Source organism: Mycobacterium sp. smrl_JER01 (assembly GCF_048513595.2).
Lineage (GTDB): Bacteria > Actinomycetota > Actinomycetes > Mycobacteriales > Mycobacteriaceae > Mycobacterium.
This window is the reverse complement of sequence record NZ_JBLXXK020000005.1, coordinates 1-13,626: the sequence shown is the minus strand read 5'-3', so window position 1 is coordinate 13,626 and position 13,626 is coordinate 1. Positions and strand designations below refer to the sequence as shown.

The 13,626-nt window shown below is 63.1% G+C and carries 12 protein-coding genes; 2 read left to right on the top strand and 10 right to left on the bottom strand.

Annotated elements, in window-relative coordinates; translation table 11 throughout:
* Positions 1-267: 267 nt before the first annotated feature.
* The 3 genes from ACNUDN_RS31465 to ACNUDN_RS31455 form a co-directional block, all read right to left on the bottom strand.
* Positions 268-597: a hypothetical protein gene (locus ACNUDN_RS31465; RefSeq protein WP_419125648.1), complete on the bottom strand. Its 330-nt coding sequence runs from the start codon at positions 595-597 to the stop codon at positions 268-270.
* 156 nt (positions 598-753) lie between these two features.
* Positions 754-1,146 (bottom strand): type II toxin-antitoxin system VapC family toxin, encoded by a 393-nt coding sequence (locus tag ACNUDN_RS31460; protein WP_419125647.1) that lies wholly within the window; start codon positions 1,144-1,146, stop codon positions 754-756.
* Positions 1,143-1,388 (bottom strand): type II toxin-antitoxin system Phd/YefM family antitoxin, encoded by a 246-nt coding sequence (locus ACNUDN_RS31455; RefSeq protein ID WP_419125646.1) that lies wholly within the window; start codon positions 1,386-1,388, stop codon positions 1,143-1,145. The genes ACNUDN_RS31460 and ACNUDN_RS31455 overlap by 4 nt, the downstream gene beginning before the upstream one ends.
* A 561-nt stretch (positions 1,389-1,949) precedes the next feature.
* On the opposite strand from ACNUDN_RS31455, the gene ACNUDN_RS31450 reads away from it, so the two are divergent.
* Both ACNUDN_RS31450 and ACNUDN_RS31445 read left to right on the top strand, forming a co-directional pair.
* The gene (locus ACNUDN_RS31450) at positions 1,950-2,618 is read left to right on the top strand and encodes a hypothetical protein (protein WP_419125645.1); all 669 of its coding nucleotides are present in this window, start codon (positions 1,950-1,952) and stop codon (positions 2,616-2,618) included.
* A gap of 175 nt (positions 2,619-2,793) precedes the next feature.
* Positions 2,794-3,609 (top strand): hypothetical protein, encoded by an 816-nt coding sequence (locus tag ACNUDN_RS31445; RefSeq protein ID WP_419125644.1) that lies wholly within the window; start codon positions 2,794-2,796, stop codon positions 3,607-3,609.
* 123 nt (positions 3,610-3,732) lie between these two features.
* Here the strand turns inward: ACNUDN_RS31445 and ACNUDN_RS31440 are convergent, their stop codons facing one another.
* From ACNUDN_RS31440 to ACNUDN_RS31410, 7 genes are all read right to left on the bottom strand, one after another.
* Complete coding sequence (locus ACNUDN_RS31440) at positions 3,733-4,140, bottom strand: hypothetical protein (protein ID WP_419125643.1); 408 nt, start codon at positions 4,138-4,140, stop codon at positions 3,733-3,735.
* A complete protein-coding gene (locus ACNUDN_RS31435; RefSeq protein WP_419125642.1) occupies positions 4,137-4,877 on the bottom strand; it encodes a hypothetical protein in 741 nt (246 codons plus the stop codon). Before ACNUDN_RS31435 ends, ACNUDN_RS31440 begins: the two co-directional genes overlap by 4 nt.
* A complete protein-coding gene (locus ACNUDN_RS31430) occupies positions 4,874-10,408 on the bottom strand; it encodes a helicase-like domain-containing protein (protein WP_419125641.1) in 5,535 nt (1,844 codons plus the stop codon). The genes ACNUDN_RS31435 and ACNUDN_RS31430 overlap by 4 nt, the downstream gene beginning before the upstream one ends.
* A 170-nt stretch (positions 10,409-10,578) precedes the next feature.
* The gene (locus ACNUDN_RS31425) at positions 10,579-11,157 is read right to left on the bottom strand and encodes a hypothetical protein (protein ID WP_419125640.1); all 579 of its coding nucleotides are present in this window, start codon (positions 11,155-11,157) and stop codon (positions 10,579-10,581) included.
* Positions 11,158-11,242: 85 nt separating this feature from the next.
* A complete protein-coding gene (locus tag ACNUDN_RS31420; protein WP_419125639.1) occupies positions 11,243-12,103 on the bottom strand; it encodes a hypothetical protein in 861 nt (286 codons plus the stop codon).
* A 207-nt stretch (positions 12,104-12,310) separates the two neighbouring features.
* Positions 12,311-12,814 carry a ribbon-helix-helix domain-containing protein gene (locus tag ACNUDN_RS31415; RefSeq protein ID WP_419125638.1) on the bottom strand — a complete coding sequence of 168 codons (504 nt, stop codon included), beginning with the start codon at positions 12,812-12,814 and terminating at the stop codon, positions 12,311-12,313.
* Between the two features lie 4 nt (positions 12,815-12,818).
* Positions 12,819-13,535, bottom strand: coding sequence for a ParA family protein (locus ACNUDN_RS31410; RefSeq protein ID WP_419125637.1), 717 nt, complete (start codon positions 13,533-13,535; stop codon positions 12,819-12,821).
* Positions 13,536-13,626: the final 91 nt, after the last annotated feature.

Sequence of the window (13,626 nt, the reverse complement as noted above, 5' to 3'; positions counted from 1 at the left end):
GTCATTGATGCGGGCAACCAGGACTGCCGCGCGTTCCGCTAACCAAGCCTGCGTGTCCGGCACCAGCGTCCCGCCTTTCGGATTTCCCTGTGGAGGTACGACGCTAGTTGGCCTGTGGGCCGGCGGCGTGCAGGGACACAGCTCCACTCGGGGGTGTATCCGATGAGTCCTTCACAGTCCGCGAGGGGATGACTACTGGGGCGCAGATGCCCCGCATCGCGCGGTTGACCCTATCGGCGGCCCGCCCCGGACGGCGGCGGACAGTATCTACCGACTGGCGTCCTGATCAGGGGTGACGGCGTTGGCGGGGCACCATTGGGTCATGGTGAGACTGCCGGCCCCGTTGCCCGTGGGCACGGTACAGGTAACCAGTGCCAGCCAACCGCCTTGGGTTGATTGCGCCCATGCGTGCAGACTGCCGGATACTTGGCCGCGAAAAGCCAAGCCTTCCATTTTGATTCGCATCGATACTTCATCGGAGCGAAACTTGTCGGCAGGGTTGACAATGAGGCGGCCGAGGTCGACCAGCACGGCTCGAGGCGGCTCGACCACTTGGCGGGTTGGCGGGTTCATCCCGACCGGCCACAACTCGAACACCTGTGCGATTGTATATCGTGCGCCTCGAAGTTGCGCCCGGGCCTTGACCGCGAGCGTTGTCGAGCAACCCGCCAGATCCCCACCGCCAGATCTCTTGCGAAAACCGCCAGATGCATCGAGCTACCGGATCTGTCGGCCACTTCGAACGGCGGGTTTTTAGACGGTGAGCGTGGGCGACAGGGCCGCGGCGAGCACGTGCTGGTCCCTGGTGGCGATCGTGAGGGATCGCCGTAGCGCTTGGGCGACAATCATCCGGTCGAAGGGGTCGCGGTGCTCCCATGGCAGTCGCGCGGCAACGATCGCGTCCGCGGAATCGATGGGAAGCTCGGTGATGCTCATGTCTGCAAGGACTTCGGACCAGGCACCTAGCAGCGGGTCACCGTCGAGACGGCCAAGCCGGGTCTTGATGCCAATTTCCCAAGCCGAGGCAGCCGAGACGCTTAGTTCGATGCCGGGGTCTGAAAGGTGTTCGACAGCAGCACTTTTGAGCTTCTCCGGCGAAGTCACAAGCCAGATGAGGGTATGGGTGTCGAGTAGGATTCTTTTCAACTGCCAGCTGCTTCCCAGTGCTGGAGTTCCGACTCGGGCAGCGGGTCGTCGAAGTTGTCTGCGACGGTGAGCCCAGGCAGTTGACCAAAGGTTCGCCGCACGGGGTTCACAGGTTCAAGTCGCGCAACGGGCCGGCCGTGGCTGGTGATGGTGATGGCTACTCCGGTGCGTTCGACTTCGGCGAGCAGCGCGTTGAGCCGGTTCTTGGCCTCGGTACTGGTAACCGTGGTGGGGGTCGACATGTCAGCATCGTACCCCAAGTCGCGCTAGTCGCGCTAGTCGCGCTAGCTCGACTAGTTGACATAACGGGGCTTATCGGCAAAAGCCTTGTGCAACAAGATGATTCGGCTTAGATAATTGCCATAGTCGGTTATCCGTAGTATGCCGCACTAGTGGTCCAGACCGCACTCAGACACGTTAAAAAGTCGCCCTGAGTTTGTTCATGCAGCGCAACGCCGGTCGCTTGCGAGCCGTTGGCCAACGCCGGCTAACCCTGTCAGCATCATTCGGCTAAGTTCTTGTCTGTTCTGCGGTTTCCTCAGATCCGATGACAATGCCTCCAGATCGCCTGTCAACGGGCAGTTCCAAAACCCTCTGCCCCACAATAGGTTACGGTCAATACGTCACTGTGACAAAAGATAAGCCCTTCGCGGGTCATCCTTAACGCCCTCCCGGCGGTGGTGCGTGAGTGGCGGCCGTGAAGCGATGCGCCGTCGACTGACGGCGTGCACCCAAGACGCGACACTCCCGACACCATCCAACAAATGTGGCACACAAATGTGTTCCGCTCTACACTCAGTCTCATGCAGGAATATTTGAGTAGTACGCAAGTAGCTGATGAGCTGGGGATTAGCAGGGATGCGCTCAACTCGGAGATCAGGGCTGGCAGTTTTATTGCCCCGGATGCTGTCGTCGGTGGTCGCTTTCAGGGGTGGAGTCGCGAGACGGTGGAGCAGATCCGCCGAGATCGCGAAGGCGGGAATGTCATTCGATGCGACGTCGCTGGTGTGCGATACCTGATCGCTGAGGTACGAGAGGCGGCGGAAACGGTTCGGGCATATGGCTTTTCACCTGGAAATCCCGTCAGTGACGTCTACGTGCAGATTCCGAGAACCTTACTGATCCTCGTCGCGCGGATGGAGTCCGAGATGCGGCGGCTGATTGTCCTCGATCATACGTACGCACGGATCATCACCGGTAGCGATGACCCTCAGCACCACGAGGAGACACCCATCGAGTTCGAGGTGGACCCGGTGAACAGCCTCGTATTCCCGCTAGCGACCGACCCGCAGATGCGCTCGTACCGACTGCGCAACGCTGCCCAACAGTTGGGAGCCGTGGTGACACGGATGCCCGATGTTCTTAAGAGCGCGGAAGCTCGCGCCGTGATGCGGGCGATGGGCGCCGAACGCGACAAGATCACCGACTACGCCGCCGAACTTGAACAGACTCTCAACAACTCCATCGCATAGCGCCAACTAGGGGCCAGTCGATGAGGTATCCTGGTAGGCAACGCCATTGCGCGAAGGCGGACTCCCTCGGTCGCGTTGCAGCTCCCGCCCACATTGGGATACTGCTACCGAAGATCTCTCCGAGGACCAGGCTCACCGGGTCACGCGCTCCCAACAAAGATCGCACGGTGTCGATGTGGGCGACTACGGGCATATGTCTTTGAAGGGACTCGTGATTTCCATGGCATCTTCAAATGCGCGCAAGCAGGCCGCGCGTGACTACCAGCGGCAGTTCCCGGGTACACCGTATCCGGTTGCGTTGCGCGCCGTTTCACACTCTCAGAATTCCTTACAGGTCGTCATCGGCGTGGCCGCTGGTCGCCCGCACTGGCTTAACATCGAGGAAGCTGCCTACGGAGGCGAGGGCCCACATATGGCCGTCGTCGGTTCCTCCACCGTTGGACGTAGCCGGGTAATCGACCTGATGACGAAATCGTTGGCCGAGAGGCCGCCTCATCGTGGGGTTGAGGTGCTGGCGACGGTACGAGGGGGAATTGGAGGTATCAGCAGCCTGATAGATGAGCGAATTAGTTTCTTAAAGCATTGTGGCGTCAGGGATTTCGCTGAACTACACAGGAAGAATAGTGCTGGCGATAGGCGTGACCTCGGTGACGACGGCCGTGCGGTAGTCGTGATTGTCGACGGTGATGATGTGCGCGATGGTTTATCGCCGGTTGAAGAGAGGGAAACCGCTGCGACGCGGCCGGCTGACGAGGAGGCGGTGACCGCGCTCAATCGCCTGCTGCGGCAGGGCCGGAGCCTGGACATTCACACCGTGCTCAACGTCCGGCAGATCGAGGCAGATCCCTGGCTTGCGACCGCGGCGGGGTGCATTTCTAGCATCGTAGAAGTGGACGATCGCGGGATGTCCGCTACCTCGCGAAGCGTGACCGTTCCCCGCACCCCAATCGATGTGGTGCTGGCGGTGAACAGCGAGGGAAGCGAGCTGTGATGCCGATGTCATCACCAGGGTCACCAGGTGCGCACCAGCAGATCGGTGCCCAGTATGTCGCCGCTCACGGCGCTTGGTCCTGAGTCGCATTCGGTGGGTCTTCCCTACGGTGGGAACCGCTAACTAGGGGTGGTCCTCGTAATGCACCAGGAGCGTCGCGGCCCGCAGTGTGACGAGGTGAAATTGCGGACTGCTGGCAGGCAACTCCTGGGCGCAGCGCTCGGCTTCTGTCCAGGTGCTCACACATGCGGGGCAGTCGTGGTGGGCAAGGTGGGCAAGGCTGATCAGCCACGTCGTGGCGGGCTCGGCGTCGAGCATTGTCTCTAATTGAACTGCGAGCAGCGGCAGTTGGATGACGCTATAGGGGTGACGGTGGAGCGTCGTTGGCATAGAGGCCACCACGGGATCTGCTTCGGTACCGAAGCCAGGAATATAGAGGGGCCGGCCGTCGGTGAGGTGGTCGAGCCGCGACCGGGCGTAGTGGGTGAGGTCAGTGGCCGTTACCAGCGTCGGCGCGGTGTGGGTGCTCATAGCTCCATCCCGCTCTCGGAGCTGTGATGGCGGCTGTGACGGGGGCGGTTGCGCTCCCACCAGGCGTGTTGTTCGGGGGTGAGCCCCTCCGTACCGGCGGCGGTGGTCGTGTGCTCAGCGGCCTGCCGGCCCGTGGTGGTGTCCTGGGATGCTTGGCTGGGCAGCAGGGCGGCCAGGCGAGGGTCTTCGTGCCATCGGTCGCCGTAGACGGAGTGGCCGATCCACAGCGCGATGGCGGGGGCGGCGGGCCCGGCGAGTTGTAATGGCGGTGTGTGGTCGTCGGCGAAGGACATCGTGACTGCCCGTTGGTGGGGATCGGGGTAGAACTCGGCCATTTCGCTGTACCAGAACGATGTCCACCCGCCTTGGGGGCGGCTGCACATCAGCCGCTGATTGGTGGTCAGGACAGCGGCTTCGCGGTAGTTGGTCCATTGGGGTTGGCTGCTGCGGTCGGCCTCGCGGCGGCGGCGGTTGTTGACGACGCCTTGGCCGGCCATGGCCGCAGCCATCAGGACCGGGTTGACCATGAAGGGGGCTTGAGCGCGTTCGTAGTGCCCGTTGCCGGCGGCCAGGCGGCTGTAGGTTGCGGGGCTGCTCAGTCGCGCTACCTCGTTGGAGGCCAGGAAGGGCCCGTGGACGGCCACGGTGGGCGGTTCTTTGCCTGAACGCAGCGCGGTGGCGGTTCCGACCGCGTAACTCCACCACGGGTCGGCTGGGGGCGCTGCTGGGGTGCTCACAGCGTCCTCCCGTCATCGCCGCGGTCGCGTTCGTCCTCGCGTTGGGTGTCGCGGAACTCGCTGGCGCGGGCCTGTTCGGCGAGGCCTTGGGCGAATCGGTATTGGTCGGCGGTGGCCAGCCCGGATTGTTCGATCAGGAATGGGGTGGGGTTCAGGTGCAGTGACCAGCCGGGCTGGCGGCCGGCGGCCAGCAGTCTCTGCTGTGCTTCGGCGGCTTTGGCTTTGGCCGCTTCGGACTGGGCTTCCAGTTGTAGCAGCGTGGTCAAGGTGGTGTGTTCTTCGCGTTTGGCTGCTAGTTCTTCGCCACGGTCGAATGGCTCGACCTCGGTGTTGGTCAGGTCGGCCAGCGCGTGGGTGAGGTGGTCATGCTGGATCTGGAGGCGCTGATGGTGGGAAGGAAGGTCCTTGTAGAGGTTTTCCACTCGGGTCAGCAGCCCGCGGGCCTTGGCGCTGCTTGCCCCGTTGGTCTCCCCCACTTTGGGTGCGCTGTCGTGTAGGTCTTGGATGGTGAACGGGATTTCGGCTGAGGGTCCTTCGAGGGTGACCCAGAGTCGATCTCCTACGTGGTCGCGGCGGGCATGTAGAGCGATGCCGTTGATGGCGGTGTTCAGTGGCCGACTGTCGTGGGACGCGGCGTTACTGAGGGAGCCGTAGACGCGCCGGCAGACTTCGGCGAAGGGCACCGCGCAGTCTTTGCGTTCGGGGTAGCGGCGTCCTTCGACCACGATGTCGGCTGGGGCGTCGCCGGGCTGGGATGCGATGGCCTCCACGGTTGGGGTGAGGGTGTCGAGTTGGGCGGTGGTGATGTCCAGTTGGCGCTGGCGTTGGCGGATATCGCGGTCGCGGGCAGCCATACCGTCGTGGTAGGCCCGCTCCAGCGCGGTGAGGTGTTCGATCTCGTCTTGGAGCTGGACCTGGCGAACGTAGCGGGGGTCTCCGGTGGCTAGCGCCTTGGTTTCTGCGGCCGCGACGGTCATCTCGTTTCCGCCGATGTCATCGACTTCATCGACACTGATGTCGGCGCGTTTGACCTGTGCGATGAACAGTGATTTCGCTTCGATCTTCTGCCACATCACGACGTCGTAGGAGCCTTCTACGACGTAGTTGAAGATGCTGACTGTCTCGTTCTGGTTTCCCTGCCGGATGATGCGGCCTTCGCGCTGTTCGAGATCGGCTGGCCGCCACGGTACATCGACGTGGTGTAGTGCGACAGCGCGGGTTTGGACGTTCGTTCCGGTGCCCATTTTCTCGGTGGAGCCGATGAGCACCGAGACTTGGCCGCGGTTGCATTCATCGAACAGGCGTAACTTGTCTTCGGCTTTCTCGGCGTCGTGGATGAAGCGGATCTTCTCGGCGGGCATCCCCCGGGCGATCAGGTCGTCGCGGATCGCGGCGTACATGTTGAAGTCGTTCTTCTTCTTGCCGCCCTTGCTGGGTGTGCCGCGGTCGCAGAAAACGATTTGCAGGCCGCCGGGGGTGGGCATGTCGTGGCCGTACTGGGGGTCTTTGTAGATGGTGTCGGCGTACTGCCGGTGCACGGCCATGATGTTCTCAGCGACCGCCGCGGTGCGCGAGTGGGTGGGTTCGGGCAGATGGACCATGCGCGGGTCGAGACTGGCTTCGCGTCCATCGTTGGATATTTTCAGGATGTTGTCGCGGGCAAGGTTTTTCGGGTCAAGGTCGCCGGACCGGTAGCCGAGGTCGGTGATGAAGTCTCGAAGAGTTTGATCGGCCGGGATGCTGACGATGGTGCGCTTGCCGTTGTTGGTGAGTTCGGGCAGCTTCAGCCCGATCTGATCCCGGGTGATGACATCGGTGAACACCGACGAAATGCGAAGTAGCTCTTGGAGGTTGCAGAATTTGCCGACTCGGGTGACTGGCCGTAGCTGTGTGCCGGTGGCGTTGACTTCGACGGTGTTCACGGTGGCGGTGAAGGTGGTCGCCCAGTCGTTGATATGCAGGACTCCGGCGTCGTCGAGCAGATCGGGGCGCAGATAGCGTTGCATGACATAAAGCTCGCCCAGTGAGTTGGCGATCGGGGTTCCTGTTGCGAAGCTGGCGACTCGCTCGTCGGCGGGTGTGGGTGTGCGGCCGGCCGCGATAGCGTCTTCGCGGCGGCGGCCTCGCAGCATTTCCATTTTCATGGCGAGGTCGTCGGCGCGTTCGGAGCCATCCGGGCAGGCCAGTTCCTTGACCGGGCTCAGTCGGGTCCGGTTTTTGTACATGTGGGCTTCGTCAATCATCAGGTAGTCACACCCGGTGTGTTCGAACAGAAGTCCGGTGTCTTTGCCGTCTTGGTCGGTGAGCTTTTCCAGCTTCGATTCGTAGCGTTGCAGTGCTGCCTCCAGCCGTTTGACGGTGGCGGCGGTGGCGTTATCTCCGGTGATGTTCTCCAGTGATTCGCGTAGCATCTTCGATTCACGGGCGATGTAATCGCGCTGGGCATCCTGGCCGACGGGAATGCCCATGAACAACGATTCCGGGGCGATCACCATGTCCCAGTCCGAGGTTGCTGATTGGGCCACGAATCGGCGGCGGCCGGCAGGATCTGTGCCGGGTGTGCCGAGCAGGATTTCTGCGCCGGGGTACCACCACTTGGCTTCTTTGCCTACCTGCTCGATGATGTGGTTGGGGACCACGATCCAGGGTTGGCGGGCCAGTCCGAGGCGGCGCAGTTCCATGGCTGCCATGAACATGGTGCCCGATTTACCTGCTCCCACAACGTGATCGAGAAGAACGTTGGGTTCTGCGATGATGCGGGCTACCGCGTCGCGTTGGTGGGTGTGGGGGGTGAACCGGTGCGACAGGCCGGGCAGCGTCAGCGCGGCGCCGCTGTATTTGGGGGCGCGCAGGCTGTTGAAGCGTTCGTTGTAGGTGGCGACCAGTTCCGTGCGGCGGGTGTCGTCGGCGAACACCCAGTTCTGGAATGCCTCACTGATCTTGGTGGCTTTGGCTTGCGCCGCCACGGTGGCGTTGCGGTTGACACCGGTCCGGCCGGTGGTTTCGGTCTCCTCTTTGGTGTAGCGGATGGCAATTTCTTGGTTGTTGCAGACCATTTCCAGCAACGAGATGGCGTCGCGCTTGGGGAAACGCGTGCCCCAGGTTTCGGTCATAGCGGCGGTGTTGCGGCTCTGGCACTCGATCGACCAGACCCCTTGCACGTGGTCAGCTTTCACGTGCACTGGCGCGGCATCGGCGGCCTTGAAGGTCTCACTGGCGAACTGCGCGACGTACTTGGCGTCGATCCAGGGCGATCCCGGGCGAGCGCTGATCTGGCTGGCTTCGCGGTCGACGGGCTGGACTTCGCGTAGGGCGGCGGCGTACTCGTGGTAGCGCGGGTCGTGTTCGGCGGCGACCTCTGCGTGTCGTAGCTGTTGACGAACGTTGCCCGACAGTGCTTGGGCGGCGGGGATGAGAATGTCTGGATCGCGTAGCGACGGGAAAACCAGTCCGCGCATCTTTTCTCGTGCGTCAGCGGGGTCGGTGTTCAGCAGTGTGGCGATATGCGCAATGTCGACGCCACCGTTGTGGTCCAGGCTGATGGCGAGGGCCTCTTCGGCGGTCTCAGCACGATCGCGGACCTGAGGTGGGCTCAGCAGGTCTACCGAGAAGATGGGTGCCTTGCGGGTCTGCCCGGTGAGTTCGTCGTAGCCTTCCAGAGCCAGCACTGTGGTCCAGCCGGGATCGTTGCGCAGAGCGGTTACGATGTGCGGACGCATCTTGTACTGGCTGGGAGTTTCCCAGGCCTGCTCGTCCCACGCTTCGAGGAGTTCGGCGGGCACGGTGTGCTGCTCTGGGTTCTTCAGACGCCACCGCTCAATGGATTTCGCCAAGGACTTGTCGTGGCGGTCTTGGGTGATGATGGAGGGCTTGCTCCACTTGAAGCGTTGGATAGGACCGTGTTTGGCCACGTAGGTGTCGTAGAGCCGGTTGAGTTCACCGCGCAGTTGTTCACGGACATCGCTGGGCTGGCCGGCCCGTTGTGATGACACGACCGCATTGGCAACATCACGCAGTTTGAGCAGGTGAATGGTTTCCTGCTTGCGGGTGTTGAAGACCTTCGCGGTGGCCCAGGTGTCCCCGGTCCAGGTCTGGAACTCATCGGATGCTTCATCGAAGCGCAGGGTGTCGCGGGCCGGGAGTCTCGTGGTGACAGCAGTGATGAGGCCGGGATCGAAGCTCACATCGGTAACCTCGGTCAGCGATGCGGCGGTGGCCGTGAGTCCTTGCCCGCGATCCCGGGCAGCGTCGATGATGGTGCGCAGGCGGTGCCCGACTTGCAGAGCCAAGGGGCTCGATTCGTCGGCAGTGACGTTGAGGGTCTGGTGGCCGTGGATTCCGTGGCCAAGGCTGGGCCGTCCGAGGATGTTCTCGGGGTGATTGTGGAAGTAGGAGTTGATGTCGATCTCTGTGTCGGTGCCGTCATCGACAGCCACAGTCAGCGGTGCAGTGTGTAGCCAGTCGTCAGCACCGGCTTCGATAACCTGGTCGGCTTCGCGGCGGCGCAGCACGAGAATGTCGGTGACCACTTCGGTGCCTGCGACTCTCCGGAAGGCGTTGGAGGGCAGGCGTATTGCGCCGAGCAGGTCGGCGCGGGAAAGGATTTCGCGGCGAGCCTTCGGGTCGGCGTTGTCCATGGTGAAGCGGCTGGTGAGAACGATCTGGTAGCCGCCGGGTGCTGTGAGGTCCAACGACTTGACGATGAAGTGGTTGTGGATGGACAGCCGGCGCGGGTTGTAGGCGGGGTCGCGTAGCGCGAAGTTTCCGAACGGGACGTTGCCGATCACTGCGGCAAAGGAGCCGTTGGGGACGTTGGTTGTTTCGTAGCCTTCGGCCCGAACTTGTGCAGAGGGGTAGAGGTAGGCGGCGATGGCTGCGCTGATGGGGTCTTTCTCGACGCCGACCATCTGCGCAGCCTCGGGCGCCAGGCCGATGAACGTTCCCGCGCCACACCCGGGCTCCAGGACCCGACCGCCGGTAAAACCGGCGTGCTGCAACGCTTTCCACATCTGCTCAGCGATGGCGGGGTCGGTGTAGTGGGCGTTGAGTGTGCTTCTGGACGCGGCTTGGTATTGGTCGGGGCCCAGGGCCTCCTTGAGGTAGTCGCGCTGCGCCGCGTAGGTGTCGCTGCGGGTGTCGAAGACCTCGGGGATCGCACCCCATCCCGACCAGCGGGCCAGGATGTCTTGTTCAGCGGCGGTGGCATGGCGGGCTTGGCCTTGGAGCTCGATGAGCGTGTCGATGGCGGCGAGGTTGGCGGTGAGCCGGGCTTTCGCCCCGGACGGGACCGCGATGGTGGTTCCGGGACGGTAGTCGATGGCCGGCGGTGAGGGCACTGCCGGGGTCTCGTTCTCACGCTGGGCGGTATCGCTGGTATCTGCGTCGGGCATCGACTGCGGTGGCCTGACCGGGGCCGGTGGCGCGGTGGCGTCGGTAGTTGCGGCCAGTGGAGTCTGGGTCGTGTCGTCGCGGCTCGGTGCGGTGCGTTGGGGTCGCTTGAGGGTTAGCGCGTCGATAGCTGCCGAAGGCACCTGGTCGGGTTGGGCGCTGTCGTGGTCGGGCGCTGCTGGGATGAGCGGCGGCAGTGGGGCACCGCCGGGGTCGATGACGCGAGGATCGGTCGGCAGGTCAAAGCTGTCCTCGGCGAAGAGCGCCAGCTGTGGATCGTCTTCGGCGAGAGGTTGAGCTTTACGCTTGCGGGCTACTCGGGCGGGTACCCCTCGGCCGTCATCGCTTCGGCGACTTCGACTCCCAGGTCGTGGGTCAGGCGATGGCCCGGGGCGGTGGGAATCGCCCGGTTTTCTTCCAGCCGGGTTGCCAGCAGATATGCCGCCTTGACCCGGAACATCGCGCTGCGGTCCGGCCACAGATGGTCTGCGAGATCCTCGATCTGTTCGCTCGGCTCGGCCCGATACGTCAGGTGCCGCCACCGTTGAGTCCAGGGAATATCGGCCGGTGTTGGCGGCGGGCTGTCGTGGCCCTCCGGTGGCTGCGGAATCAAGTCGTACAGGCTCTGCCGCACGATCGCTTCGCGTGCGTTCTGCAACGCCGTCTCGTGCAGGCCGACTGTCGTCGCGTGGTCGGGCTGACCGTGGTGCTGCTGGGTCCAGCTCTGCACGGCCTGCTCCCCCAGCTCCAGCGCCAGCGTCGCGGCTTGATCGTCCAGCCGCTGGGTCACCAGGCTCAGGAACAGCTCTGTCTGCTCCGGGGACCACTGCGCTGGTATACCGATCTGGCGGTGATACACCTGGTCGACGGCTTGGCGCATCCACTCGGTCACTGCGACTGTGCTCCGATTCCTCGACGCTGAACAGACCCTGGTCCTCGGTGTCGGCCATAGTCGGCGCTCCCCTACTGCAATACCGCTAGTCATGGATTTCTCCCGTTCCTGCGGCATCACCCTGTTCGGGGTCGCCCATCTCCGACAACAGCAACGCATCAAGGCGTTCTCTGTCACCAAGTTCACTGATCGCGACACTGACACGCTCCAGCGCCTCGTCTACATCCGAATGTAACTGAGTAAGGCTCTGACTCTGGCGGGTCAGACGCACCTTCACAGCATTGAGTGTGTCCAGGGCACCGTTGAGTGGAACCAGCGCCGGGTTGGGCGCCACTTTGGGGCCTTTGCGCACTGGGGTACCGCCGCGCAGCGCGGTGAGCGCAGATCCACGCTCCCACAGCAAAAAGGTGTCGATGCGATCGAGGGTCTCTGCGCTCGGGCCGAAGCCTCGCTTACCCAGAGTCGCCAGCGTCGCGCGGGCCGGTCCCCCAATGGCGGCGAACTTCGATTTGGTCATGTTGAGCTCGCGCAGGCGCTTATCAATCCACCGAAGGAGATGGTCGTAGTCCCAGCCTGCAGGATCTTCGAACGCCGTATCAAAGACATCGTTGAGCGCTGCCGTCGCCGCAGCGACGTCCTCTTCTGGTGCGTCGGCCGGTGGGGCCGGCAATTTGCCGTAGACGCCATCCTCGCGCGGTACCGGGTCACCGCCATGCAGCGCCCGTTCTGCTGATCCAGGCTCCCAGCTCAGCAGGTCATCGAGCTTGGCCAGAGTTCGGTAGCTCGGTACCCGGTCGGCACCCTGAGTGATCGCGGTCAGCGTCGAGCGCGACAGAATTCCGTACTCGGATGCAGCAAGCACCGACATTCCCAGCCGACGTAGGCGTGCCTTAACGTGGCGGGCGAGGAGGGCGACATCGGGGTCGCCGGGGTGCTCCTGGTCCACGACGGCCGTAATGATCGCCTCCCAGTCCCCTCGTGCGGTGGTCACTTACTGACGTGGCGGTGAGCGACTACGCCCGGCCACGTTGCCGCAGAGTTTACATGCACTGTTGGCATACATATAGGTCAACATCGCACAATGGATGATCGTGGCGTGTCGGGGCACGCCTATCACCCGGGGGTTCGTTCTATCGATAGAACGGTAGAGCGATTAAAGGCGGATTCTCCCCTGGTTGGACGTTTCGGGCGCAGCTTCGCGGATCGCGGCGACAACCTGTTCGGGAGTCATGTGCTCGGCCAAGTGACGCACCGCGTAGCGGATGACCGCGCTTGCCGAGGTGACCTTGGGCTTGCCGTATCGACCGGCTTCGAGTGCGCGGCGAATGTACTTGTCCTCTTCCAGTTCCAGGTACGCCGTTGTCGGGTACAGCTCGGAGCTGCTGCCAGCGGGTTGACTCGCCTCAGCCTTGTCCGATTTCTTGCCTACCGCTGGACGTTTCGCCTTGGTGCTCGGCGTCACGGCGGGCTCAGCCGCTGGCGCCGCTGACGAGGTACGCGTGTCGGTGGCCGCTGGCGCAGAGGACGGCTCCGACTCCCCCGCCCCCTCAGTGGCGGCCGGGATGCTGACCGGCGTAGCGCGCGGGCCGTGCAGCGGCTTGGGCATTTCGTTGCCCACTGGCTTGCGTTTGTCGCGCTGCGCCTTGAGCATGTCCATCCCGTTACCCATTCACGTACTCCTTCACGAACTCGCACACCAGTTTGTAGCGCTCAGCCAGGAGCCGGAAGGGCTTAGCCGGCGGGTCTTCCGAGGTGATAGCAATCCGCTTGGTTCGTTTGGGCAGGTCAGCGACCAATGGAATCGGCGGTGCGATCTGCACGGGAGTTCCGGCGGTGATCTGCTCAAGCTTTTTCAGCCCGACGGCGGCCGGGACTGCGCGGACCTTGGTCGGCAAGACCACAATCGGGTAGTCGACCATTTCGTCCACCAGCTGCTCCAACCCTCGCAGATCGAGCAGATCCAGGGTCGTGGGCGCCAGGACAACATCAGCCACGGCAAGAGCACCATGCGTATGCTCGCCGGCTCCAGGGTGCGTGTCGACAACGACCCACTCGGTGTCCCACTCGGCTGCCCATTTCAGCAGTGCTTCGGACATCTGTTCGCGGCTAGGCGCTTCCTTGTCGAGATGCGGATGCCCTGGCACTAGCCGAGGCTTGCGGTACCCCTTAAGAGGTTTCGGAGTGCGCCCCGTCGCAAGGGCATCCAGGATCGGGACCTTGGCTCGGTCCAGTGGCCGGTCCCCCCATATCGACGTGACGCCGGCGATGTCGTGTTCGAGGTCCACCAAGACGGCATCGAGCGAGTACGCCACCTCGTATGCGCTCGTGCTTTTTCCGACGCCACCTTTTCGCGAGTGGGTGACGAGAATCTTCGCCATTTGTTGTGTCTTTCTATCGAAGCATTGAGATACCGATCAAACGCTGTACCGATCAAACGCTGTACCGATCAAACGCTGTACCGATCAAACG